We start from the raw sequence: 23,270 nt of genomic DNA on the forward strand, positions 1-23,270 counted from the left end.
CAGCGCCGTGCGCCGGTGCTGGAGGCTCGCTCTGATTCCCAGCCTAGACACCAACCCCGGAAACTGACAACAAAATTGTTGACAATCCTAGTCCCTACCGGGATAGTGACATGTGCTTCAGATCACCCCACGACGACCTCAACCGATGCACCCCGTGACCAGATCCGAGAAAGGTCTCGATCCTTGCTTTCGAACCACCCCGTCGCTCCAGCTGCAGAGACACCCCGCTCCCCGGCGCCGCCGGCCAGCGGGGCAGCCCCCACCCCCGCCGAACAGCGCAAGGTCCTCGGCGCTAGCTTCGTGGGCACCGCCATCGAGTGGTACGACTTCTTCATCTACGGCTCCGCGGCAGCCCTGATCTTCGGACCGCAGTTCTTCCCGAGCGAGGACCCGATCACCGGAACCCTTTCAGCCTTCGCCACCTTTGCGGTCGGGTTCATCGCGCGGCCGATCGGCGGGCTGCTCGCCGGCCACTTCGGTGACCAGATCGGCCGCAAGAAGATGCTGCTGATCACCATGCTGGTGATGGGCGGCGCCACCGTGGGCATCGGCCTGTTGCCGAACTTCGCGACCATCGACGTCTGGGCGCCGATCCTGCTGGTGGTGCTGCGCTTCGTCCAGGGCCTGGGCGTGGGCGGCGAGTGGGGTGGTGCTGTTCTCATGGCGGTCGAGTACGCCCCCCGGAACCGGCGCGCCCTGTTCGGCGCGTTCCCACAGATGGGCCTGCCGGTCGGCATCATCGTCTCCAACTTGGTCTTCATCCTCGTCACGGCCACCCTCGCCCCGGAGGCCTTCGAGGCCTGGGGCTGGCGCGTCCCGTTCCTGGTCTCCGCCCTGCTGATCTTCGTGGCCCTCTACCTGCGGTTCAAAGTCGAGGACTCCCCGGTCTTCCAGCAGACGCAGAAGAACGACGAGGTCCACCGCTTCCCGCTCGGCGAGCTGCTGCGCCACCACGGCTGGACCACCCTGTTGGCCGGCCTGGCCTCCGCGGCCTCCCCCGCGATCGGCTACCTCTACTCCGTGTACATGCTCTCCTACGGCACCGAGGCTCTGGGCCTCCCTCAGCCCTCCATGCTCTGGTTGATCGTCGGCGGCGCGGTGGTCCACCTGGTCACGGTGCTACTGGGGGCCATGCTGGCGGACCGGTTCCGGCAGAAGTCCGTCTTCGTGGCCGGCGCGGCGCTCGTGATCCTGGGGGCCTTCCCGTTCTTCTGGCTCGTGGACACCGCGCAGCCGGTGCTGATCCTGATCGGGTTCGCCGTCCTCCTGATTGCCCAGTCGCTCATGGCCGGCCCGCAGGCGGCTCTGGTGGCTGAGCTGTTCCCCGCCAATGTCCGGTACTCGGGCGCCTCGACGGCCTACCAGATCGGCTCGATCGTCGGCGGTGGCTTCGCCCCGCTGATCGCCACCAGCCTCCATGCCAGCTTCGGCGCCTCCTGGCCGATCTCGCTGTACATCCTGGCCCTCGGCGCGCTGGCGCTGGTGGCCATCCTGCCGCTGAGGACCGGCCGCTTCGATGCCTCCTGGGAGAGCTCGCGGTAGCGGATCACGACGCCGGCCGGCCGGCATCCGCGGCGCAGACCGCCTGAGCGGCGGAGCCCGGGCGCGGACACAGCACCGCTCCGCAGGCCAAGGGCTGGACGGCGCTGCGGTACAGGTCCAGGTAGCCGACGGGGCCGGCGTCGGGCACGTGTTCTTCGGGCTGCCGGAACGGCGGCCGGGCCGACAGCACCTCCGGATCCACCAGTACGTCGAGGGTACCGGCCTGGAGATCGATCGCGATGGGATCTCCGTCCTGGATCAGCCCGATGGCGCCGCCGGTGGCAGCCTCGGGAGAGACCTCCCCCACCATGACCCCGGAGTTGGCCAGTCCGGAGTACTGACCGTCGGTGACGAATCCGACCTGGCCGGCCAGCCCAGCGCCCTCGAGCGCGAAGATGAGGCCGGAGACGAATCCCATGCCCGGGCCGCCCTCCAGGCCGAGGCCGCGCAGGACCACCACGTCGCCAACCTGGACCCTGCCCTCGGCCACGGCCTCGATACCCTCCTCCCGGGAGTGGAAGATCCTCGCCGGTCCGGTGAAGGTATAGGGTCCCGGATCCGGGATGGGCCGCTTGGAGACCGAGCCGGTGGCGGCCAGGCTGCCCCGGAGCACCACGATCGAGGGCTGGGTGGAGTACGGATCGTCCAGACCGCGGATGATGGTGCCGTCCGCCGGCTGCGCGGCACCGATACGCTCGGCGAGCGTCTCACCCGTCACAGTGATCCGCTCGGTGGCGGGCGACAGCAGGGGTGCAAGTTCCCGCAGGATGGTGGCGGTGCCGCCAGCGTCTTCCAGGTCCTCCACCAGGTGCGGGCCGTTGGGACGGATGGAGGCCAGCAGCGGAACCCTGCGGCCCTGGGTGCGGAAGGCCTCCCAGACGTCGATGTCCAGTCCCGCCTCGACCGCCACGGCCTGCAGGTGCTTGATGGTGTTCACGGAGGCTCCGACGGAGAGCATGACGGTGACGGCGTCCTGGATGGCGCCGGTGGTGATGACGTCCCGGGGGCGGATGCCGTTCCGAAGAGCGTGCACCAGGGCTGCGGCAGACCGGCGGACCGAGTCCCACATCGGCTCGCTGCCGGCGCGGACGGGCGCCGCACCAGAGACGGCCATGCCCAGCACCTCGGCGATCATGTGCATCGAGTTGGCGGTGGCCAGCCCGGCACAGACCCCCGGGCCGCGGATGGCGGTGTCCGCCATCGACTCCATCTGGCCCTGGTCGCCCCCGCGGATGGAGTGGTAGGAGGCCTGGAGGAACACCTCCTCGATGTCCGCGCTGCCGTCCGCCGCCAACCCGGAGTGCTGGTAACCGCAGGGAATGATCACCGTCGGCACATTGAGCCGCCCGGCGGCCATCAGGTGGGCCGGGGTGGTCTTGTCACAGGAGCTGAGGCAGATCATCCCGTCCAGCTGGGCCCCCTCGACCATCACCTCGATGTCATTGGTGATCAGGTCCCGGGCCGGGAGCACGTACCGGCCGGCCTGGCCGACGCTCGTGATGAAGTCCGACGGCGCGGAAGTCCGGATCTCCAGCGGAAGCACACCCAGGCTCCGCAGCTCCTCCTTGAGCACCATCACGATCTCGTCCAGATGGGCGAAGCACGCCGCCAGGTCATTGGACGTATTGACGATGGCGACCTTGGGCCAGTCCAGTTGCTCGGGAGTGACACCCAGGGGCTTCCACTCGGCCCGCCGGGCCAGAGAACGCATGGAGTCCACGGGGAAGTTGCTCCGCATCGGTGGCCATGTGGTGGGGGTGTCCGGCATTGAGGGTGATGTCATCGTCGGATCCTTTCCGGCCCGCCCCGTCCCCACGGCGGAGAACAGGGGCCGGCCATTGCAGTTACGGGTTCCAGATGATCGCCTCCAGGTCCGGGGCGTTCTGGACGACCCCGAACTCCACTGCCGCATCCGCGAGGGGCTGGAGGTTTTCCGGGCTGAGGTCATATTTCCCGTAGGAACCCAATCGGATTTCAGCGGCCAAACCAGGGTCGATGCCGGTGAGATCCGCGATGGCCGCGCGCAATTCATCGTCATTCTCCCCTGCATAGGTATTTGCCTCGTTGATGGCGTCGACGATCTCCCCGTAGTACTCGGGATTGGCCTCTATCTCGGCACGACTCGCGAACCAGACGCCGGCCACCACAGCGCCGTCGCTCAGCAACGCGTGGGGGTTGGCCAGTGTCCTGAGGCCGTCCTTGCGGCCCAGCGTGCCGAACGGCTCACCAGCCACGAAGGCATCGATGTTGCCGTTCTCCAGGGCCGCAGGCTGGTCCGGAACCGGCAGCTCCACCCACTCGACGTTGTCGGGATTTCCGCCTTCTTCCTTGATGGCGATCATGGCCAGAAGCTGGACGTAGCCGCCGAGGGCGTTGACCGCCACTTTGTGGCCCTCGAGGTCGGCCGCGGTCTGGAACTCGCTGTCCGGCAGGACGAGGATGTCGTTGATGCCGTTGTCCGGGTCGTCCGCCGTGGCACTGGCGGCGGCGATGATCTGCAGATCGATGCCGTTCTCCACGGCCTGGAAGACGGACGTCACCCCGCCGTAGCCGATCTGGTAGTCGCCGGACATGATGGCGGAGATGATGGTCGGCGAGGAGTTCGCTGTCTCGATCGTGAGGTCCAGGTCATGTTCGTCCCAGATGCCCTGCTCCTCCGACAGGAAGATGGGGCCTGAGTCTGTGACGGGGATAGTTCCGGCCGTCACCGACTGGACACCATCCTCAGCGGCTCCACCGCCGGCTTCCGAGGCCGCCCCACCTCCGCATCCAGCCAGAACCAGTGACGCCGCCAACAGGGTTGCGGAACCGATGATTCCTCGACGCTTGTTCCCATTCTTCATGGCCCAACCTCCAGTGCTCCTGATCTTCGCGGACTGCCAAGATCGTGACACACCTCATAGAGGGTGTCCAGGGATATTTGTACATTCCTTGATTCAAGCGACCACTATGCGTACAACTGAGGATTCGCCATTCCTTCGGCCCCTTGCTGCCAGCATGGCCCAGAATCTGCCCTGAATATCTTCTGGAAAGGACTCCACGCCTGATCGTGTCGACTGCCACGGGAACCATCGCCTAGTCGCGATCCAGGTGGTTGGACCGCAGAGCGTACACTCGATGGCAGTGGCAACAAGATGAACCACGTTGCCATCCGAGATAAATCTCCAGGAGGGGCAGACCATGGCAGACGACTCTGGCGATTCCCGTTCCCGCGACCGCATCCAGAGCATCGAGCGCGGGGTGGAAGTCCTAAGGGCATTCGACGGGCGCAATTCGGCGTTGAGTATCGCTGACATCGCTAATACGGTAGGACTCTCACGGCCGGTAGTGCGCCGCATCCTCCTGACGTTCGCCCACCTGGGATACGCAGAGTCTGCCAACGGCCTATGGAATCTCACTCCTCGGATTCTGGAACTCAGCGTTGGGTACTTCGGTGCTGCTTCCCTGCCGGAAGTCTCATATCCCTTCATGTCGGACGTGGTCGAGCGCACGGGCGAGACGTGCAGCGTGGGCACTTTGGACCGCGGAGAAGTCCTGCATGTGGCCCGCTTAGAGGACCGACGGCCCTTGCCCCATTCCGTTCGGGTGGGGACCCGGCTCCCAGCGCATGCCACCGCAACGGGCAAAGTGCTATTGGCCCATCTCTCGACTGAGGCGCTCGAGGAATTCCTGTCCTCCAGCCCCTTCGACGTCCATACTCCGAACACGATCGCAACGGCCGCAGCGATGCGCGAACGCTTGGCGTCCATCCGGGAACAGGGCTATGACATCTCCCAGGAAGAACTCAACCCTGGGATGATCGCGGCCGCCGTCGCGATCATCCACGACGGAGTTGCCATCGGAGGCATCTCGGTATCCTCGACCACGGTGCGCGAAAACGAAGAAGCCATGCGTGAAACGATTATCCCGGTACTCCGGGAGGCTGCCGACCGCATTGCAGCCCAATACCGTTACGCCAACCCCCATCTATCGGGCGGTCGGCGCTTCTAGCAGCCGTCACTCAAGTCAGGAAGTACCAAGGGCAACCCACCCCGTTCGGCTCTGATGCCGCCCGGCGAACGGCTCGGACGGATCAGGATGGTGCTGTTTCAGCGCCAGATGGTCTTGATGTTCTGATAGGCCGCCGTTGCTTCCGGAGCGAATTCCCTCCCCATCCCAGACTCCTTGTATCCCCCGTAGGGGTGATTGAGGTCGGGCTTGTATCCGTTAATTCCCACAGTGCCGGCCCGGATGCGCCGTGCCACAGACTCCGCTTGCGCAGAGTCCCCGTAGATCGCAGATGCCAATCCATATTGGGACTGATTGGCCAGGTCGATGGCCTCTTCGACAGACCCATATGAATGGAGGCTGACGACAGGACCGAAAACTTCCGTCTGGGCGATCTCACTGTCCATCGCAGCCTTCTCAATCAGCACCGGGGAGACAAAGCATCCTGTGCTGGGCAGGTCCTGGTGGGTTCTGGTTGCCGCTACACCGCCATCTTCGGCGCGGCGAACCAGGCCCAGCGCACGGTCCTTGATGCGGGCCGATACTAGAGGCCCCAGATCGGTGTCCGGGTCCCATGGATCACCCACACGCAGACTGCGCATCTCGGACAACAGGCGGTCGCGCACTTCTGCATAGCGTGACTGCGGAACCAGGACCCTTGACATGCTCGCGCAGGTCTGACCGGTGTTTTCGAAACTAGCAACCCGCAGACTGTCCATCGTCATGTCCAGATCGGCCGATTCCAGTACGATCGCGGCTGATTTTCCTCCGAGCTCCAACGTCACCGGGAGTAGTCGCGCGCCCATGTTGCTGGCGATGGAACGCCCTGCGGCCGTGGATCCAGTGAAACCCACCTTGTCAATACCCGGATGAGCTACGAGGATCTGACCGGTTTCCCGACCACCGGGGACTATATTAATCACTCCAGCCGGCAGGCCGATCTTCAAGCAGGCCTCCGCGAGGATGTAGATGTCCAGAGGCGATTCCTCGGCGGGCTTGATGACGACTGTGCAACCTGCTGCCAGCGCGGGCCCAAGCTTGAGTGTGGTCGAGGCGAAGGGATGATTCCAGGGCACGATCAACGCGGCGACGCCCAACGGCTCACGTCGAATGGTGGACGTGCCCTGTCGGGCCACGTTGGGCCTCTCCAACTCGTTCTGCAGATCACGTGCCACTTGCGCGTAGTAACGCAGGTGGGCCACCGGCCTTTTCCCGCCCCACGCTGTGGAGACCCGGATCGGCTGCCCGATCTCGGCCGTGATCATGGCAGCGATGTCATCACCACGCCGCTCCAGTTCATCTGCAAGCTTGTCCAGCCACTCGCCACGCTCAGCAGGCGACAACCTCGGCCAGGGACCAGAGTCAAATGACCGACGCGCGGCGGAGACGGCATGGTCGATGTCCCGTTCGCTGCCACGCGGGGTACGCCCCACCTCTGTTTCGTCGGCGGGGTTTGTCACCACGATGCTCTCGGCACCGCATGAGGCCGTGAATTCTCCACCGGAGAAGAAGTGTGAACGTACTGAGTGATTCGGCCGTTGCCTGAGTTCACCCATCGAAGATGACTCCCCCGCGAATGTTGATCCCTTCGAGCAGATCGTCGTATCCATTGTTGATGTCATCCAGCGTGTAAGTCCGCGAAATCAGCTCATCGAGCTTCAGTTGCCCGGCGCGGTACATCTGGTACTGGCGCGGAATGTCCGACTGCGGATTGCTGCCTCCATAGACGGATCCCTGCAGGCGCTTCTGGTAACGAGTCAGCTCCAACGGCTGGATCGGGATAACCGCTTCGGAGGCTGGGGCTATGCCGGTGACCACCACTGTGCCAGCCTTGCGCACGGCAGCGAAAGCCTGGGCGATATGCTCCCCGGCCAGGACACCGGGCGTGAGGATAGCTTGGTCGGCGCCCTGCCCATTGGTGATCGATCGGCCGAAATCCGCGGCCTCATCAATGTCAGCAAAGGCGTGCGTCGCCCCCATCTCCAGGGCCTTCTCGCGTTTGAACGCTATCGGGTCGACAGCTAGAACGCTCGTGGACCCAGCATGGACGGCCCCTTGGACGGCGTTGATGCCGACACCACCGATTCCCATGACGATAGTGACATCTCCGGGCCGGATGCCGGCCAGGTACACGGCCGAGCCCCACCCGGTGCCGACGCCGCAACCCAATAGCCAGAGTTTCTCCAGCGGTGCCTCGGCCGGCAGCTTCACCGCGGAGTTGACGTCCACCACGGTCCGTTCGGCGAAGGTCCCGAGACCGCACATCTGGCCGACAGGGGAGCCATCCGGCAGGGAGAATCGGTAGGTATCGGGATCGCGGAAGCGGCTTCCCTGCATGAGGAAGGCACCCAGGTCGCACAGGTTGGTCATGCCTTCGCTGCACCACCGACATTTGCCGCAACTGCCGATGAATGAGAACACGAGCTTGTCCCCCACGGCCCAGCCGGGCGTATCGGGCCCGACTTGCTCCACGACCCCGGTGCCCTCGTGTCCGCCGACGATCGGGAGGATGCCCACCTGGCTGTCCCCTGAGAGCAGGTGGTAGTCCGAGTGGCACAGCCCGCTGGCGACCATCTTGACTAGAATCTCCCCCTGGCGCGGTTCGTCCAGCAAGACATCCACAACCTCGAACTTCCCCGGCTGGTCACGCACAATGGCTGCTTTAGTCCGGATCGGCATGTGTACTCCTTGTGATGGTGGGCCTGTCGTGGTGGGCCCACGGTAGCGGGCCCGCATCTCTGTGGTGTCAGCGGTGTGGTGACGGCGTGGTGATGGTTCTACGGCGTGCGGCCAGCGGAAACGGCGGAAAGGTCCGGGGCAAGCTCGGTTCCCAGATAGGCCCCGGTGGCCTCCAGCCGTTGTTGGAGTGCAGGGACGTCGACCTCGCCGACCTCAGTTCCCGCCGAGAGACTCAGGTGGGCAGCCAGGCCGGCTGCTTGCCCCATGACGAAACAGGGTCCCGTCACCCGTGCGGACGACTGACCCCATTGGGTCATGGATGCCGATCGTCCCACGGTCAACAGGTTCACCACCTGCTGCGGAACCAGCATCCTGTAGGGCAATTGATTGAATCCACGGGAGTCGATTCCGGCCGTGGGGAAGCGGAATTCCACGGTTCCCTCGACATGCGCCTCGACCGGCCACCCCTGGACGCCGATCGCGTCCGGGAAGTCCACACAATCCAGGATGTCGGCCTCGCTGAGCTGGTACCGTCCCACGGACCGGTACGTTTCCCGGATGCCGATCTGGGGGGCGATGTCCACCACGTAGGCATTCTCGAAGCCTGGGGTGTTGTCGCGGATGAAGCCAAAGACGTCCCGGACCTGTTGACGCCCTTGTAATTCCCCCCGGCTCAGTTGCCAGACGTCCGTGCCGTCCACCGCACTGCCGTCCTCGTTGGACAACTGCGTGAGGTTGGCCCGCCATTCCAGGGGATTGCGCTGTGGCCGGACGATCGGCTTCTTGCGGGGGAACGTCCTCTCGCCACGCTCTTCCGCCTCATCCATGATCCGGGCCACGGTTTCCCAGGCCCGTCCGGCCTTCTGGTGGTCCACGCCGTTGATGCGGAACATCAGGGAGGGGAAGAGCAGGTCCGGGGACTTTTCCCGGGGGGCGCCCGCGAACCGCACCACGTCGGCGTCACCGGATGCGTCGATGAAAACCTGTCCCCGAAGGGCACCCCGACCGGACTTCGATTCCACCAAGACCGCATCGATCCGTTCCGTCGAGTCCATGACAACGCCCACCACACTGGTGTGGAACAGCAGGGTCACTCCGCTGGCCGCGAGGAAATCGTCGGCGGCGATCTTGTAGGCGGAAATGTCGAAGGCTTGGGCCTGGATCCGGTTCTGCACACTCAGATGCGGTTCGCTGAGGGCGTCCATCTGGTCCAGCCGGTCCAACAGTTCATCCGTGTACCCACGGACGACCCGGCGGTGTTCGCCATGGACCCGGGCATGGAGACCGCAGAAGGTGCTGAGTCCGCCCATGGTCCCGGCGCCGCCCAGGAATCCGTACCGCTCAATCAGCACCGTGGTTCGGCCCTCGCGGGCACTGGCCGCAGCAGCCATCAGCCCGGCCGGGCCCCCTCCGACCACGACGACGTCGTATTCCCCGATGACAGGTGTCTCCCGTGCCGCCTCGTGTATGGACTGCTGCACTGATTGTCCCCTTCCTCAGACGGACTGCTTCGAGTCCCGGGGTCCCGCCGCAACAGCGGCCGCCCTCTGAACAGTCTTGCCATGTGTCCATCCTGCGACTCGTGTGTACGCATAGTGGTTCACTCGTTTCTGAAGCGTACAACGGAGAGGGATCACCCGTCGAGCATTCTTCCGAACGACGGAAACCCCATGGCGTTGCGCCAGGCGCCCTGGCGTGGTGGCCTGAACCATGACTTCATGCACGCCATGCGTACACATGAATCAACAAACGTACAGAAATCGCTAGACATGGTTTGAGGATTATGCCAGCATCGCTTCAACCACAGCCCATCTGCCACCGAACCGGTCCGACTGGACCGCACGAGGAGAAGCGTGGAAACCATCATCGAAGAACCGGCGCCTACCACCGGGATCCCCGCTCCCCAGCGCGCCTCGTTCCATGACAACCCCTGGTCCACCCCGCTCCTAGGGGCGATTGGCGTGGTCGCCTTCATGGGCGTTTGGGAGCTGGCCCCACGGATCGGCCTGGTCGACGGCGACTACCTGCCCCCGTTCGGCGTGGTTATGGTCCAGCTGGTTTCCCTGTTGGCCGACCCAGTCTTTTGGGAGGCCTTGGGCGACACCATGCTTTCGTGGCTCATCGGAGTGGCCATCTCCCTCTCCGCCGGCGCCGCCATTGGACTGGTCATCGGTTCCAGCGAGGTGCTGATCCGCTACACCACGTCGACCATCGAATTCCTTCGGCCCATTCCTTCGGTTGCCTTGATCCCCATCGCCATCGTGCTCTTCGGGATCAACTCCACCGCCACCGTCTTCGTCATCGTGTGGGCGTGCTTCTGGGTCATCCTCGTCCACGTCATGAGCGGGATCGACGACGTCGACCCGGTCGCCGAATCGACGGCACGCAGCTATGGCCTCGGCTGGGCCTGGCGGGCCCGGTTCGTGACCTTCCCCACGGCCTTGCCCTTCCTCATGACCGGGCTGAGGCTCTGCGGGACCATCGCCCTCGTCGTCGGCATCACTATCGAGCTGGTCGTGGGAACGCCCGGGCTGGGGGAACTGATCGCCACCAGCCAAAGCGCAGGCAACGTGTCCACCGTCTACGCGCTGGCCCTCTTGACCGGTGTCCTCGGGCTGGCGATCAATTACGGCATGAAGTTCATCGAGAACCGGGCCCTGCATTGGCATCCCTCCGTGCGATCGGAGCAGCCGGCATGACCAAGGCACGCTCGATCTCCGCCATGGTGGCGCTACCCTTCCTCCTGGTCCTGCTGTGGTGGGTGGCCACCCTCGGCAACACCAACCCCTTCATCCCCAAGCCGGGGGCCCTCCTCACGGACCTGTGGGAAACCTGGGCCAACTCGCGCTTCCTCGAGCACGTGGTCCCCTCGATCGTCCGGCTGCTCAGCGGCCTATCGATCGCGATAGTCGGTGGCATCGTCCTTGGCGTCCTCATCGGTTCCAACCTCACCGTCCGAAAGATCATGGGACCGATCCTGGAGTTCGTCCGCGCCATCCCGCCACCGGTGCTGCTACCGGTCCTCATGATGGTGATCGGCATCGGCGACGAGACCAAGGTGTTTCTCATTGCCCTCGGCTGCCTGTGGCCGGTCCTGCTCAACACCGTGGACGGCGTGCGGTCCGTGGACCCTGTCCTGCGGGACACCACGAGTTCGTACAACATCGGCGGCATGACCCGACTCCGGTTTTTCCTCCTGCCGGCCGCACTGCCCCGCATCGTGACCGGGGTTCGGCTGTCCCTGCCGATCGCGTTGATCCTGATGGTCGCCTCGGAGATGTATGCCGCCACCAACGGCCTGGGCTTCTCGATCATCTACTTCCAGCGGACCTTCCAGAATGGCCCCATGTGGGCGGGCGTGGTGGTCCTGGGGCTGGTCGGCATCCTCATGGCACTCGCCTTCCGGTGGTTCGAACGCCGGATCCTGTCCTGGTACTACGCACAAAGGGAGTTGGAAACCAGTGGTTGACACCCAGAGCAACAGCGACATCTTGTTGTCCGTCCGGTCCATGAAGAAGGTCTACCCCACTCCGGGAGGGCCGGTGGAAGCCGTCCGGGACCTAACCTTCGACCTGCGCCGGGGGGAGTTCGCGTGCATCGTGGGGCCCTCGGGATCCGGCAAGACCACGCTCCTCAAGTGCATTTCGGGGCTCATGTCGCCGACATCGGGTGAGGTCGTCCTGGACGGCGAGCGCGTAGCCGGGCCGCCCCGCAACATGGCGCTGGTGTTCCAGGAATACGGGCGTTCGCTGTATTCCTGGCTCAAAGTCGAGGACAACGTGGCGTTGCCGCTCCGGGCCGCGGGTATTGCCCCGGCCGAACGTCGCGAACGGGTGGCCGAAGCACTCGACGCGGTGAGCCTGGCGCACGTGCCCCAGTCCTACCCGTGGCAGCTCTCGGGCGGCATGCAGCAGCGCGTCGCCATTGCCCGGGCCGTGGCCTACCGTCCTGAGATCCTGTTGATGGATGAGCCCTTCGCCGCCGTCGACGCCCAGACCCGCGCCGACCTAGAGGACCTCGTCCGATCGGTATGGAAGAAGCTGGGTTTGACGGTCCTGTTCGTCACGCACGACATCGACGAGTCCGTGTACCTCGGTGAACGGGTCATCATCCTGTCTTCGTCCCCCACCGTGGTGCAGGACGATGTCCGCATCGACCTGCCCCCCGAGCGGGACCAGCTGGAGACCCGGTCTATGAAGCAGTTCGTTGTCCATCGCCACCACGTCTACGAACAGATCCAGTTGGCCAAGCGCGGCTTCCGGGCCGAGGACACCCGTCCGGTCCCGGTGGCACAGCCCTCCCCCTGAACGCCGGCCAGTCTGTCGGGATTCCGGCACAGGTGGCCGTCCCGAGCCTGGTGGCTAACGAACGAATGCGCTGTGCCCAGTCAGGGCGCGCCCGAGGATCAGCGTGTTCATCTCGCGGGTGCCCTCGAACGTGTACATGGCCTCGGCATCCATGAAGTAGCGGACCACGTCGTTCTCCAGGAGCAGGCCGTTGCCGCCCACGGTCTCCCGGGCCAGGGCCGCGGACTCGCGGAGCCGGTTGCCGGCCACCAGCTTGATCAGGCTCGGCGCCACGTCATCCGCCACGGGATGCGTGGTGGTGCGCACGGCCAGGGCAAGGGTCTGGGCGATGTTCTCCACGATCCGCACCAGCTTGTCCTGCACCAGCTGGAAGGACGCGATGGGGCGGCCGAACTGCTCACGCCGCTGCGCATATCGCAGGGCTGCCTCGTAGGCGGCCAGCTGCATGCCGGCGGAGCTCCAGGCGATCTCGGGGCGCAGGGTGCGGAAGGCGCGGTTGAGGTCCGCGAACGAGGCGATGCGCGGCAACCGCAGGTCGTCCGGGACGTAGACCTCCCGCAGGGTGATGTCCGCGTTGTGGACGGTCCGCAGCGCCGCCTTGTGCTGGATCACGGACATCTCCACGCCCGGCGACTCGGCGGGGACCAGGAAGGCCAGGACGCGGTCGCCGCCCTCCTCCCGGGCCACCACCACGGCATGGTCCGAGATCGTGGCGTTGCCGATCCACCGCTTGGCCCCGTTGAGAACCCACCCCTCGCCCTCACGGCGAGCTGTGGTGGACAGGCCGCCGGCGATGTCCGATCCGTGCTCGGGCTCGGTGAGGGCGAAGCAGCCGGTCATCCGGAAGTCGATGATGTCCCGGTCCCAGTCGGCCACCTGCGCGGGGCTCCCTCCCTCCAGTACGAGGGTGCGGAACATCCCTACCTGGCCGCCATAGGTCATGGACACGGACAGGTCGGCACGGCACAACTCGACGCTGCGGAACCCCCGGTACAGGGCCCGGGTCCGGCCCTCACCGTCCACGAGGGCAGGGTCGTCCACGAGCCGCATCTCGGCCAGCGGCCCGCGGAGGTGGCCGAGGTGGGCCGCGCGCTCCCAGTGGTCCGGGAGGCTCGGTCGGACGTGTTCGTCGAGGTAGGCCCTCAGTTGGAGCAGCTTGGCCCGCTCCGGGGCGGTCAGGTCAGCGGCGAACCCGAGCAGGTCACCGGGATAGGTCAGCTCGGTCTCATGCTGAACGGCGGCCTCAGTCATGGTGTCCTTCCGCGGGCTTCGCGGTCGCGGGTCAGGTCCAGGCGCAGTTGGGCGAGGTTCAGCTTTCCCTGGGGGCTCCGTTCCAGCAGGGACCGGACCATCACGTGCCGGGGCTTCTTGTAGCCGGCTAACCGGGGGGCTGCGTGGTCCAGGATGGCTGCGGCTGTCGTCGCGTCCTGCACGGCGACGGCCGCAGCCACGATCTCCCCGAAGCGTGCGTCCGGAAGCCCCACCACTACGGCGTCGAGGACCGAGGGATGACTGAGCAGGGCCTCCTCCACCTCCTGCGGATAGACCTTCTCACCTCCGGTATTGACCACGGAGCTGCCGCGGCCCAGAAACTCGATGTGGCGGTCCTCCAGGACGCGGACCCAGTCGCCGGGCACCACATGCCGCCTTCCGCGGATCACCGGGAACGTCTCCGCCGTCTTCTGTTCATCACCGTGGTATCCGCGGGGCAGCGCGCCGTGGGAGGCCAGGATTCCCAGTGCGCCGACACGGTCCTGGACCTCATTGAGGCCCTCATCGAGCACGACGGCGGTGGGGAACAGTCGCGGACGTCCCGGCAGGTCCTCTGCCCCCTCGGTCCGGGTGACGGCGAAACCGCCACCCTCGGTGGTGGCCAGCAGGTCCACGATGGAGACGTTGCCCTGCTCGTGGAAGCGGCGTTTGGCCTCAGGACTGAAGCGCATCCCCGAACTGTAGACGGACGTGAGGTGGCCGAGCCGGACGCCCAGCCGCACGGCGGCGTCCAGCACGGGGAGGGCGACGGCGTCACCAGCGACCACGAGGCGGGTGGCCCCTCTCTCCGTGGCGAGTTGGACTGCGGCCTCCCCGTCCAGGCGGGGCGAATCGGTGGTGAGGACCGTCCCGCCCAGGACCAGCGTGCTGAGGGAGACGGTCAGGGCGGTCCCGTGGATGAACGGGGCCAGGGGCAGGGTGACCACGTGTGGCGTGCCCGCGTCCAACGCGGCGGCCACGGCTCCGGCCACATCGCCGGGAGGCTCCAGCCCCAGGACCGTGTAGGTGCTGAACAGTTGCGAGGCAAACAGGTCGGAGGCCATCCACCGTGCCGCCTTGGGCCGTCCCGTGGTGCCGCCGGTGTAGATCCAGAGTTCCGCGTCCTCGGGGGGAGACGGCGGGAGATGACCGTCCCGGGCCACGGCCGTGTCCCACGGCAGGACAGCCAGCGAACCGGGCGCGGCACCCGTTGCGGCCCGATTTGCCGGGAGCCCCGGCCCGTCCTGCACCCGGATCAGGACGGGCGGGGAGGCGAGCAGATCCAGCGCTCCGTCCACGATCTCCTCGAGCGAGTCCGGCGCCACCAAGGCGGCGGCCTGGGAGTCCTCCAGCAGTTCCGCCAAGTCGCTGGAGCGGAGCCGGTAGTTGAGCGGCGCCGGGATGATCCCGGTGGCCAGGCACGCGTAGACGGCGATGAGGAACTCGGGCCGGTTGTACAACAGGATCGCCAAGCGGTCACCAGGGCGGACGCCGTGGTCCTCCAAGGCCTGGGCCAGTCCGGCGGCCTCGCGGGTCAGCTGTCCGTAGCTCCAGGTCCGTCCGTCGGCGCCCACCACGGCCGTCCGGTCCGGACAGGCCGCGCCGATCCCCTGCCAGACGAGGCTGTGCTGGCCGCTCATGCCCCCTCCCGGGCGGACCGCGGACCGGACGGCTGAGCCTGGCCGTCCAGGCCTCCGTGCCAGGCGCCGTCGATCGCCTCCGGCGACCAGCCGCCGTCGTGGTCCAGGGTGCGCAGCACGTCCGGGTGGGAGTAGAGCGTCAGGCGGTCCCCGCCGAGTCCGATGGCCTGACCCGTCACATCCGAGGCGGCTTCAGAGGCGAGCCAGACGACCAGCGGCGCCACGTCATCGGGAGAACCGAGGGCATGCTCCCGCCGGTAGATGGCGGGAATGGGATGACCTTGGAGGAAGTCCTCGTAGACCTGCGCATAGGCGGGAATGGTCGCCGTCATGGGCGAGAGGGCCGTGGGAACCACGGTATTGACCGTGATGGCTGCCCGGGCCAGCTCCAGGGACCACGTCCGTGCCATCGCCACCAGGCCCGCCTTCGCCGCGGCGTAATTGGTCTGACCAAAACTGCCGAACTGCCCTGCGGGGGAGCCGATCAGGATGATCCGTCCTCCCTCACCCTGGTCGCGCATCGCCACGGCGGCCGCTCGGCCGCAGGTGAAGGCGCCGCGGAGGTGGGAGGAGATAACCAGGTCGAAGTCCTCGTCGGACATCTTCCACAGCACGCGGTCCCGCAGCGCCCCGGCGTTGGCCACCATGATGTCCAGCCGGCCGAACTCCTCCATCGCCGCGTTCACGAGCTCTTGTGCCGTGGCCGCCGTGCCCACGGCGGCCACCACGGTGACGGCGCGGCCCCCGGCAGCCCGGATCCGCTCGGCGGTGGCGTCCGCCGTGGAACCGTCCAGGTCATTGACCACGACGGCGGCTCCGGCCGCGGCCAGGGCCAGCGCGTAGGCCTGGCCCAGGCTCCGTCCCGCACCGGTCACCACAGCGACCCGGCCGTCAAGACGCGTGGGGCCACCGGGCGTGGGGACGCTCATCGGTAGTACCTCAGGACGAATTCGGCCACGCAGACGGGCTTCTCCCCGCCCTCGAGCTCATAGGTGACCTTCAGGACGACCTGCCATCCGCCGTCGAGCTCCGTCACCTCCAGCACCTCGGCCCCAGCCCGGACCCGGGCGCCGGCCGGCGTGGGCGCCGGGAACCGCACCTTGTTGAGGCCGTAGTTGATCCCGACGCCAGCCCCGGTCACCTTCCACAATTGCGCCAGATGAGGCACAACGATGCTCAGGGACAGCAGGCCGTGGGCGATCCGCGTGCCGTAGACGCTGCTCGCGGCGAAAGCCTCATCCACGTGGATCGGGTTGTGGTCTCCCGTCAGGTCTGCGAAGACGTCGATGTCCTCCTGGCTGATGGTCCGCCAGTCAGAGGGGCCCAGGGTCCGGCCCTGCAGGCCGGGTAAGTCGTCCAGGGACACGATCACCGGTGTGGTCAATGGGGTGCTCATACGGATTCCCTTTCTCAGGTTGCCTGAAACATAGGGGGACAGGAAGCCGCGCCTCCACCCTCCTTCCGTTCTTCGGAAGGGACCGTTCTGGCCCGCGTCAGCCCCGGTTACCGTGACTGTGATCCACCTCACCCTTGTAGGAGGTCCATCCGTGGTGCAGACCAGCCCAGCAGACGTCAGAGCAGACGCCCCCACGCCTGAGAACAACCCACCGGAGGCGGCACCGGCCACCTTCTCCATCAAATCCGTGTCCAAGGTGTTCGCCACCAAGACCCAGCGCACCGAGGCACTTCAAGACATCAACCTGGACATCTCCGAAGGCGAGACCGTCTCCCTGATCGGCCGCTCCGGCTGCGGCAAGTCCACCCTCCTGCGGATCATGGCCGGACTGTTGCCGCCCACCGAGGGCAACGTCTACGTCTCCGGAAAGCCGCTCTGGAAGGGACATGCCGTGGAAAGCGGAGTGCTGGAGCAACTCGGGGTGGTCTTCCAGGAGCCCCACCTGTTCCCGTGGTTCGACATCACGGACAACATCGCCCTGCCCCTCAAGCTCCGGGGGGTGGGCAAGACTGAGCGCCGGCGCCGGGCCACCGAGTTGGCCGACCTGGTGGGACTGGGCGACTTCCTGAAGTCCTACCCGCGTGAGCTCTCCGGCGGCATGCGTCAGCGAGTGGCCATCGCCCGAGCCCTGAGCAGGGACCCCGAGCTGCTGCTCATGGACGAACCCTTCGGCGCCCTGGACGCCCTGACCCGCGAGAAGATGAATCTGGAACTCCAGCGCATCACCCAGGCCACGGAGGCCACCGTCGTCTTCGTCACGCATGACATCGCCGAGGCGGTCTTCATCGGGGACCGGGTGGTGCAGCTGACCCCCCGCCCGGGACGCATCCAGTCCATCGTTGAGGTCCGCCTCGACCGCCCGCGCCCGCTCGACGTCCAGGCCACCGAGGCCTTCGGCTCGACCGTCCGCGATCTCCGGCACGCTCTGGAAAGCGAGGAATCATGAACTCGTCACGGTTGAGAAGACTCCTACCCTGGGTCGGCGCGCCCCTGCTCATCGTGATGCTGTGCACCGTCTGGGAGATCAGCGTCCGAGCTTTCGACGTCTCCACGCTGATCCTGCCACCGCCTTCCATGATCGCCGAGCGGCTGGGAGAACTGGTCCAGGACCCGGAAGTGTGGGGCCACGCGTGGATCACCGCCTCGGAGATCATCATGGGCTTCCTGCTGGCCGTGGTCCTCGGCGTCCTGGTGGGCGTCGTCCTGGGCAAGGTGGCCTGGCTGGAGATGACGGTCCGGCCGATCATCGTCCTGCTGCAGGTGGTGCCGAAGGTCGCCTTCGTGCCGTTGTTCGTCATCTGGTTCGGTTTCGGCATGAGCTCCAAGGTCATCATCGCCGCCATGCTGGCCTTCTTCCCGATCATGCTGAATGTCCTGCTGGGGGTGAAGTCGATCGACCCAGGGCACCGGGACGTCATGACCGCCCTGAACGCGGGCAAGATGCAGCGCTTCACCAACCTCGATTTCCGCAGCGTGATGCCGTACCTGCTGGCAGGCATGGAGACCGGAATCGTGTTCGCCGTGATCGGGGCCATCGTGGGCGAGTACCTCGGCGGAAACGAGGGCCTCGGCTACATGGTGGTACGGACCCTGAACCAGCTGGATGCCCCCGGACTGTTCGGCGTGGTCGTCCTGCTCGCCGCCCTGGGGCTGGTGCTCTACGGGGCGGTCTTCATCCTGAAGCGCTTCCTGATCCCGTGGCATGAGTCCGTGTACTCACAGCAGGGGAACGTGGCATGACCGCCCTCGGTGCATCCTCTTCCGTGGCTGGCCGGTACACCCGGGGCGGCGAGGGCCAGCGCCCTCCGCGCCTCGTCGCCGTGCCCGCTTCCGGGGCAACCCTCCCACCGCCGCAGCGCGGGCCGGCCGCGGACCATCCGCGGCGGTCCGTCCTCGGCCGCCTGCACCGGCTGCTTGCCGCCTTCGACCACGAGCACCCGCACCTGACCCTGTCCGATCTGAGCCGACGTTCCGGGCTGCCGCTGACCACCACCCACCGCATGGTCGGCGAGCTGCTGTCCCTGGGGATGCTCGACCGCAATGACGAGGATCTGCTGTGCATCGGCGTGGATCTCTGGAACTTCGGCCTGCTGGCGCCCAAGACCCACGGCTTGCAACGGGTGGCCCTGCCCTTCATGCAGGACCTCTACTCCACCACGGGATTCCCCGTCCATCTCGGTATCCCGGACGGGCAGCAGATCACCACCGTGGAAAGCTTGCGGCCCCGCGGTCCGGGCAATGAGCGTCCTCGCATCGGCCAACGGGACCCCTACCATGTGGTAGCGGTGGGCATGGCCCTGCTGGCCTTCCAGGACCCGGGCACCCAACAGCGGTACCTCGCCCGGCTGGAGGAGCGGCAGTGCACCGGTGCCGATGCTGCCGGCGCCGTCCGGGCGGCCCTGGCTGAGACGCGGACCGCCGGGTACTCGGTCAACAACAACAGAACCTTCCCTCGCGTCGGCATCGGGGCACCGATCCTGGACCGCCAGGGCCGGCCGGTGGCCGCCATCTCCATCGTGGTCCCCGAGGGGACCTCCAACACCCCCTACGGGCTGCTCGTCCGGAGCACTGCGCGCTCCATCCAGCGCACGGCCCTGGAACAGCACATCCCCCTGCCAGCCGAGGCCGGCACCGGCCAGACCCGCAGCACTGCAACCGACTCCGGAGGAGATCACTCATGACCAGGCCCGCCATCCCGACCCCTCGCCCCCCTTCTTCGCAGGGACCACTCCGAAGCGATTCCGGGCTGCTCGGTCGCGGCCTCAGCAGGCGTACCCTCTTCCGCGGCTTCGGCGCCGGAGTCCTGGCCGTGGCCGGGGCCGGCGCCCTGGCCTCCTGCGGCGCCGAGGCAGGCGGCACGGGCGGCGGCGGAGAGGCTTCCCTGGGCGAGGTGACCTACATCAGCTTCCTGCCGTTCGAGACCCTGTCCTTCGCCGCCGAGATGCTGGCCATGGCCGCAGGCCATGATGCCGCCCATGGCATCGACCTCAGCTACGAGGTGGCACGAGGCACCTCGCCGTCTCTGCAGGCGATGATCGCCGGTTCCGGCCTCGTGGCCCGCTGCAACACGGTGGACCTGGCCATGGCACGAGCCCAGGGACAGAACGTGGTGAACATCGCCACCATCGCCCGGGGACCGGCCCAGCGCATCAACTTCTCGAAGGAGCGCCCCATCACCGCAGCGGAGGACATGGTGGGCATGACCATCGGCATCCCCTCCGAGGGCGGAAGCACGGAGAACAACCTCCGCCTGACCCTGGAGAACGCCGGCGTGGACTCCGAGCAGGTCAACCTCCAGGTGGTCACGGACAATCCAGCGTCCTGGGAGATGATCCAACGCGGGCAGATCGACGGCTACATCTCCAGTCCGGACCAGAGCTTCCTCCTGCTGGACATGCAGGAGGGCGCCGACGCCATCGTGCTCGGAGACCTCTCCCCTGTCATCTCCGACCGCCAGTACTTCGTCACCACCGATCAGCACATCCAGGAGAAGCCGGACCAGCTCCGTGCCTTCCTGGCCTCGCTGCAGGACGCGGTGACCTTCATGGTGGACGACGCGGATCGGACCAAGACCCTCGACGCGCTGCGGGAGGAGAACTCCTTCGCCAGCCTGGACAACGACGCGGTGGCACGCTCCGCCCTGGACGTGCAGGTCCAGAACTTCGTCAATGATGAGGAACCGGATCCGCTGGTCACCGATGAGGAGATCTGGCTCGCCTCCATCGAGGAACTGGTCACCACGGGCCGCATCGAGCCGGCGGACTCCCCGGAGTCCTGGATGACCAACGACCTCCTGCCCGCCTGACTCGCCTACGGTCCATCGCCTCACCGCCCGCAGCACGATGCCCCGTCCTCAACGGACGGGGCATCATGCTGCGGAGGCTGGCGAGTGGGAGTCAGTGGCCGCTCGGCAAGGTCACCGATCCGACCGTGTACGGTGTCCCCGCGAGTTGCTTCTGGAGGATGGCCTCCATGACCGGCGCCGGGGACAGACAGTCGGCGCAGGCCTCCGGGCCCGCTTCGATGGTGACGGCGAGCCGGGTTCCAGCTTCAGAGGCTGGGTCAGAGGCTGAGTCGGGGGCCTGAGTCCAGAGGAGCTGATAGCCGTCGCTGGCCATCATGACCCGGACGTCGGCCAACGCCGCATCGATGACCAGTGCCTCAGGTCCAGTGGTGGTAGCCATCAGGGGCTCCCTTCTCCGGCCGGTTCCGGCCGATGTTCCCGCTTGGTCAAGGTGTCCGGTATTCGATGGCGTGGAAGGAGGAGGGCCGCAGCCGTGGGTTCAGCCCGAAGACCTCGACGACAGCGGAGACGCCGGCGTTGTTGGCTCCCGCCACCACGATCTGGACTGATTCCGGGGCGGCCAGGGCCGGCACCCGGTCCGGGGTCCGCGACCCCTGTGCGGTGTCCGCAATCGCATCCGGATGGCCGGTCGCCAGCCGCCACCGGGCGTGGTGCGAGATGGCGTCCTTGCCCACCCGGCCCAGATCCTCCCGGCTCCGGTAGGCATGCTCGAAGATGAACTGGCGCAGTTGGTCCTTGTCCCAGCCGGCCCCGGCGAAGACCTGAGCGTGTTCCGGGCTCAGCACCAGCAGGGCGTTGGTGTACTCGTGGATGAAGGCACCCGTGCGGGTGATCGAATCCGTGAAGTCCAGGGCCAGCTGTTCGGCCTCCTGGGTGTGTCGGGCCTCGATGTGCATGACCGAGCGGATCACGAACGAGGTGACCACATCGTCGTCCTCGGCGAAGCCGTACTCCGTGTGCAGGGAGGGCCAGGGACTCTGTTCCTGGTTCTCTCCGATGACGGCGGTGTACTTCGCGGGGGTGGCCTGGGTGGCCTGGTCCAACTGGTGCGGCCGGAGTCCGAAGACGTTGATCAGGGCCAGCCTGATGGCCCGTCCGATCGTGGCATTGGCCCGGTGCCCCGAGCCGAAGATGTTGCCGCGGGAGTTGACGTCCAGCCGTTCCCGGACGGAGCCGTTCACCACGGTGAAGGGGGCTGTGCCAGTGGTCGACTGCCAGATTCCCTTGCGCGGGTTGGGCTCTTGGGCGATGCCCTTCCATGCCGCCACCACCACGGGGAAGTACTCGGGCCGGCAGCCGGCCAGGGCCGCGTTGATGGCCGCATAGCGGACCGTCAGCTCCCGGTTCAGGTGCGGGGTGGCGAACAGGACCTCGTCCGCGTCCAGCGGCGAGGTGGCCAGGAACTCCTCGACGATCGACTCACTCACGGGCACCACGGGCAGTCCGTCCGTCCACCCGTTCTCCTGGTACCGCTCCAGCACGTCCCGGATGCCCCGGGCGTCGGCCTCCAGCGTCAGCTCGCTCCGGGTCTCCACCAAGGGGCCGTTCACGCGATCACCTCCGCGCCGAGAATGCGCTCCACGCCGGCCATGAGCTCATCCGCACGGCCTTTCAGCTCCTCCGCTGACAGGCTAGCGATGGGATGGGTCGCGGCCAGGAAGTCATAGCCTGGGAAACCCTGGAGTGCGGCCATGGCCTGGCCGGACATCAGGAAGGAGTCGCTGACGATGCTGACGGCCGGCAGTCCGTGCCGTTCGAAGATGATGCCGTCCATCACTGTCGCCGCACTGCACGAACCGCAGTCTCCGACGGCGGTCACCACCAGGTCGCAGTCCCGGACGATCTCTTCCCGCAGCTCGTCCTTCACCGGCGTGCCGAAGTAGTCCTTGGTGTACATCGTCACCGAGCCGATGCCGTGGCGCTGGCGCAACTCATCGCCGATGGCCTCCAGCAGGGTGGTGGCATTGGGCTTGGTGTTGTCCAGCAGGGCGACTCTCAGGCCGGCCAGGGTGCCGGGCCTGGGTGAGAGGGTCATGTCGCTGGCGCGCTCGGAAGCGCCTGTGGGGTCGATCAACACTTCCGTGGTGGTCATGTCCGGTTCTCCGTTTCCTACTCGTGGTGCTCCACACACAACCAGCCCGCTCCCGCCTGCTCAACGAGAACTTCCGGTGATCGGAAGGGCGGACCGGTGTTCCGCGCAGTGGAAGGACCGCCCGGGCCCGGGCGGTCCGATGCCCACAATTGAGCTCACACGACTCGCTGGAGCCTCGGCTCCCACCACCCCATGGAGGAACCATGACCGCTCAGCCCCTCGACGACCTGCGCCAGACCCTGGCCGCGGACGGCTACATCCTGACGATCGACGACTCTGGCGAACGGCTCGACGCCCGCATCCGTGCTGAGGACGGGGTCTGCGGGGACTGCCTGGTACCGAAGAACCTGATGGCCGCCATGATCTCCAACGCCACCGGTGCGGCCGCAGAATCGATCGACATCACCTACCCCACGGAGATCGGCGACGACGGCCAGCTCGTCTGAACACCCAACGCAACTCCGCGGTACCCTCGCCCATCACGAGGAAACACGGAAGCGGGTCCGGAAAC

Annotated in this window: 22 protein-coding genes; 10 read left to right on the forward strand and 12 right to left on the reverse strand. The window is 66.6% G+C overall.

Features of this window, described 5'->3' with window-relative positions; genetic code table 11:
* The first annotated feature begins 183 nt into the window (after window positions 1–183).
* The gene (locus ABD134_RS06520) at window positions 184–1,542 is read left to right on the forward strand and encodes an MFS transporter (RefSeq protein ID WP_344227921.1); all 1,359 of its coding nucleotides are present in this window, start codon (window positions 184–186) and stop codon (window positions 1,540–1,542) included.
* Window positions 1,543–1,546: 4 nt separating this feature from the next.
* Here the strand turns inward: ABD134_RS06520 and ABD134_RS06525 are convergent, their stop codons facing one another.
* Window positions 1,547–3,325: a dihydroxy-acid dehydratase domain-containing protein gene (locus ABD134_RS06525; RefSeq protein ID WP_344227923.1), complete on the reverse strand. Its 1,779-nt coding sequence runs from the start codon at window positions 3,323–3,325 to the stop codon at window positions 1,547–1,549.
* A gap of 61 nt (window positions 3,326–3,386) precedes the next feature.
* A complete protein-coding gene (locus ABD134_RS06530; protein WP_344227925.1) occupies window positions 3,387–4,385 on the reverse strand; it encodes an ABC transporter substrate-binding protein in 999 nt (332 codons plus the stop codon).
* A gap of 337 nt (window positions 4,386–4,722) precedes the next feature.
* Here ABD134_RS06530 and ABD134_RS06535 point away from each other — a divergent pair, with 337 nt between their 5' ends.
* The gene (locus ABD134_RS06535; protein WP_344227926.1) at window positions 4,723–5,532 is read left to right on the forward strand and encodes an IclR family transcriptional regulator domain-containing protein; all 810 of its coding nucleotides are present in this window, start codon (window positions 4,723–4,725) and stop codon (window positions 5,530–5,532) included.
* A 98-nt stretch (window positions 5,533–5,630) separates the two neighbouring features.
* Here ABD134_RS06535 and ABD134_RS06540 read toward each other — a convergent pair whose 3' ends face one another.
* The 3 genes from ABD134_RS06540 to ABD134_RS06550 form a co-directional block, all read right to left on the reverse strand.
* A complete protein-coding gene (locus tag ABD134_RS06540; protein WP_344227927.1) occupies window positions 5,631–7,139 on the reverse strand; it encodes an aldehyde dehydrogenase family protein in 1,509 nt (502 codons plus the stop codon).
* Complete coding sequence (locus ABD134_RS06545; RefSeq protein WP_344227929.1) at window positions 7,078–8,208, reverse strand: NDMA-dependent alcohol dehydrogenase; 1,131 nt, start codon at window positions 8,206–8,208, stop codon at window positions 7,078–7,080. Before ABD134_RS06545 ends, ABD134_RS06540 begins: the two co-directional genes overlap by 62 nt.
* 98 nt (window positions 8,209–8,306) lie before the next feature.
* The gene (locus ABD134_RS06550) at window positions 8,307–9,689 is read right to left on the reverse strand and encodes an FAD-dependent oxidoreductase (protein ID WP_344227931.1); all 1,383 of its coding nucleotides are present in this window, start codon (window positions 9,687–9,689) and stop codon (window positions 8,307–8,309) included.
* A gap of 372 nt (window positions 9,690–10,061) precedes the next feature.
* Here ABD134_RS06550 and ABD134_RS06555 point away from each other — a divergent pair, with 372 nt between their 5' ends.
* Genes ABD134_RS06555 through ABD134_RS06565 form a run of 3 tightly spaced genes read left to right on the forward strand, consistent with a single transcriptional unit; the run spans window position 10,062 to window position 12,515 of the window.
* On the forward strand, window positions 10,062–10,907 hold the full coding sequence (locus ABD134_RS06555) for an ABC transporter permease (RefSeq protein WP_344227933.1): 846 nt from the start codon (window positions 10,062–10,064) through the stop codon (window positions 10,905–10,907).
* Window positions 10,904–11,677 (forward strand): ABC transporter permease, encoded by a 774-nt coding sequence (locus tag ABD134_RS06560; RefSeq protein ID WP_344227935.1) that lies wholly within the window; start codon window positions 10,904–10,906, stop codon window positions 11,675–11,677. The genes ABD134_RS06555 and ABD134_RS06560 overlap by 4 nt, the downstream gene beginning before the upstream one ends.
* A gap of 40 nt (window positions 11,678–11,717) precedes the next feature.
* Entirely contained in the window at window positions 11,718–12,515 is a 798-nt protein-coding gene (locus ABD134_RS06565) for an ABC transporter ATP-binding protein (protein ID WP_344230761.1), read from the forward strand.
* A gap of 54 nt (window positions 12,516–12,569) precedes the next feature.
* Here the strand turns inward: ABD134_RS06565 and ABD134_RS06570 are convergent, their stop codons facing one another.
* Genes ABD134_RS06570 through ABD134_RS06585 form a run of 4 tightly spaced genes read right to left on the reverse strand, consistent with a single transcriptional unit; the run spans window position 12,570 to window position 16,802 of the window.
* Window positions 12,570–13,766, reverse strand: a complete 1,197-nt coding sequence (locus ABD134_RS06570) for an acyl-CoA dehydrogenase family protein (protein WP_344227937.1) — start codon at window positions 13,764–13,766, stop codon at window positions 12,570–12,572.
* The gene (locus ABD134_RS06575; protein ID WP_344227939.1) at window positions 13,763–15,406 is read right to left on the reverse strand and encodes an AMP-binding protein; all 1,644 of its coding nucleotides are present in this window, start codon (window positions 15,404–15,406) and stop codon (window positions 13,763–13,765) included. The genes ABD134_RS06570 and ABD134_RS06575 overlap by 4 nt, the downstream gene beginning before the upstream one ends.
* The gene (locus tag ABD134_RS06580) at window positions 15,403–16,335 is read right to left on the reverse strand and encodes an SDR family oxidoreductase (protein WP_344227941.1); all 933 of its coding nucleotides are present in this window, start codon (window positions 16,333–16,335) and stop codon (window positions 15,403–15,405) included. The genes ABD134_RS06575 and ABD134_RS06580 overlap by 4 nt, the downstream gene beginning before the upstream one ends.
* A complete protein-coding gene (locus ABD134_RS06585; protein ID WP_344227942.1) occupies window positions 16,332–16,802 on the reverse strand; it encodes a MaoC family dehydratase in 471 nt (156 codons plus the stop codon). The genes ABD134_RS06580 and ABD134_RS06585 overlap by 4 nt, the downstream gene beginning before the upstream one ends.
* A gap of 151 nt (window positions 16,803–16,953) precedes the next feature.
* Here ABD134_RS06585 and ABD134_RS06590 point away from each other — a divergent pair, with 151 nt between their 5' ends.
* The 4 genes from ABD134_RS06590 to ABD134_RS06605 are packed head-to-tail and all read left to right on the forward strand — an operon-like array spanning window position 16,954 to window position 20,667.
* Window positions 16,954–17,808 (forward strand): ABC transporter ATP-binding protein, encoded by an 855-nt coding sequence (locus ABD134_RS06590; protein WP_344227944.1) that lies wholly within the window; start codon window positions 16,954–16,956, stop codon window positions 17,806–17,808.
* On the forward strand, window positions 17,805–18,602 hold the full coding sequence (locus tag ABD134_RS06595; protein ID WP_344227946.1) for an ABC transporter permease: 798 nt from the start codon (window positions 17,805–17,807) through the stop codon (window positions 18,600–18,602). Before ABD134_RS06590 ends, ABD134_RS06595 begins: the two co-directional genes overlap by 4 nt.
* Complete coding sequence (locus ABD134_RS06600; RefSeq protein WP_344227948.1) at window positions 18,599–19,543, forward strand: IclR family transcriptional regulator; 945 nt, start codon at window positions 18,599–18,601, stop codon at window positions 19,541–19,543. Before ABD134_RS06595 ends, ABD134_RS06600 begins: the two co-directional genes overlap by 4 nt.
* Window positions 19,540–20,667: an ABC transporter substrate-binding protein gene (locus tag ABD134_RS06605; protein WP_344227950.1), complete on the forward strand. Its 1,128-nt coding sequence runs from the start codon at window positions 19,540–19,542 to the stop codon at window positions 20,665–20,667. The genes ABD134_RS06600 and ABD134_RS06605 overlap by 4 nt, the downstream gene beginning before the upstream one ends.
* A gap of 91 nt (window positions 20,668–20,758) precedes the next feature.
* On the opposite strand, the gene ABD134_RS06610 is transcribed toward ABD134_RS06605, so the two are convergent.
* From ABD134_RS06610 to ABD134_RS06620, 3 genes are read right to left on the reverse strand one after another with little or no spacing between them, the layout of a single operon-like run.
* Window positions 20,759–21,046 carry a hypothetical protein gene (locus tag ABD134_RS06610; RefSeq protein ID WP_344227951.1) on the reverse strand — a complete coding sequence of 96 codons (288 nt, stop codon included), beginning with the start codon at window positions 21,044–21,046 and terminating at the stop codon, window positions 20,759–20,761.
* Window positions 21,047–21,092: 46 nt separating this feature from the next.
* Window positions 21,093–22,217: a hypothetical protein gene (locus tag ABD134_RS06615; protein ID WP_344227953.1), complete on the reverse strand. Its 1,125-nt coding sequence runs from the start codon at window positions 22,215–22,217 to the stop codon at window positions 21,093–21,095.
* On the reverse strand, window positions 22,214–22,759 hold the full coding sequence (locus tag ABD134_RS06620; protein ID WP_344227954.1) for a UGSC family (seleno)protein: 546 nt from the start codon (window positions 22,757–22,759) through the stop codon (window positions 22,214–22,216). Before ABD134_RS06620 ends, ABD134_RS06615 begins: the two co-directional genes overlap by 4 nt.
* A gap of 203 nt (window positions 22,760–22,962) precedes the next feature.
* On the opposite strand from ABD134_RS06620, the gene ABD134_RS06625 reads away from it, so the two are divergent.
* The gene (locus ABD134_RS06625; protein ID WP_344227956.1) at window positions 22,963–23,205 is read left to right on the forward strand and encodes a hypothetical protein; all 243 of its coding nucleotides are present in this window, start codon (window positions 22,963–22,965) and stop codon (window positions 23,203–23,205) included.
* The last annotated feature ends 65 nt before the right edge of the window (window positions 23,206–23,270 follow it).

The organism is Citricoccus alkalitolerans, from assembly GCF_039528175.1.
Classification (GTDB): domain Bacteria; phylum Actinomycetota; class Actinomycetes; order Actinomycetales; family Micrococcaceae; genus Citricoccus; species Citricoccus alkalitolerans.

Bases quoted from the DNA above. Each gene is read 5' to 3' on its own strand.
- ABD134_RS06525 (WP_344227923.1), bottom strand. From the start codon at position 3,325: ATGACATCACCCTCAATGCCGGACACCCCCACCACATGGCCACCGATG.
- ABD134_RS06530 (WP_344227925.1), bottom strand. From the start codon at position 4,385: ATGAAGAATGGGAACAAGCGTCGAGGAATCATCGGTTCCGCAACCCTG.
- ABD134_RS06535 (WP_344227926.1), top strand. From the start codon at position 4,723: ATGGCAGACGACTCTGGCGATTCCCGTTCCCGCGACCGCATCCAGAGC.
- ABD134_RS06540 (WP_344227927.1), bottom strand. From the start codon at position 7,139: ATGGATACGACGATCTGCTCGAAGGGATCAACATTCGCGGGGGAGTCA.
- ABD134_RS06545 (WP_344227929.1), bottom strand. From the start codon at position 8,208: ATGCCGATCCGGACTAAAGCAGCCATTGTGCGTGACCAGCCGGGGAAG.
- ABD134_RS06560 (WP_344227935.1), top strand. From the start codon at position 10,904: ATGACCAAGGCACGCTCGATCTCCGCCATGGTGGCGCTACCCTTCCTC.
- ABD134_RS06565 (WP_344230761.1), top strand. From the start codon at position 11,718: ATGAAGAAGGTCTACCCCACTCCGGGAGGGCCGGTGGAAGCCGTCCGG.
- ABD134_RS06570 (WP_344227937.1), bottom strand. From the start codon at position 13,766: ATGACTGAGGCCGCCGTTCAGCATGAGACCGAGCTGACCTATCCCGGT.
- ABD134_RS06575 (WP_344227939.1), bottom strand. From the start codon at position 15,406: ATGAGCGGCCAGCACAGCCTCGTCTGGCAGGGGATCGGCGCGGCCTGT.
- ABD134_RS06580 (WP_344227941.1), bottom strand. From the start codon at position 16,335: ATGAGCGTCCCCACGCCCGGTGGCCCCACGCGTCTTGACGGCCGGGTC.
- ABD134_RS06585 (WP_344227942.1), bottom strand. From the start codon at position 16,802: ATGAGCACCCCATTGACCACACCGGTGATCGTGTCCCTGGACGACTTA.
- ABD134_RS06595 (WP_344227946.1), top strand. From the start codon at position 17,805: ATGAACTCGTCACGGTTGAGAAGACTCCTACCCTGGGTCGGCGCGCCC.
- ABD134_RS06600 (WP_344227948.1), top strand. From the start codon at position 18,599: ATGACCGCCCTCGGTGCATCCTCTTCCGTGGCTGGCCGGTACACCCGG.
- ABD134_RS06605 (WP_344227950.1), top strand. From the start codon at position 19,540: ATGACCAGGCCCGCCATCCCGACCCCTCGCCCCCCTTCTTCGCAGGGA.
- ABD134_RS06610 (WP_344227951.1), bottom strand. From the start codon at position 21,046: ATGGCTACCACCACTGGACCTGAGGCACTGGTCATCGATGCGGCGTTG.
- ABD134_RS06620 (WP_344227954.1), bottom strand. From the start codon at position 22,759: ATGACCACCACGGAAGTGTTGATCGACCCCACAGGCGCTTCCGAGCGC.
- ABD134_RS06625 (WP_344227956.1), top strand. From the start codon at position 22,963: ATGACCGCTCAGCCCCTCGACGACCTGCGCCAGACCCTGGCCGCGGAC.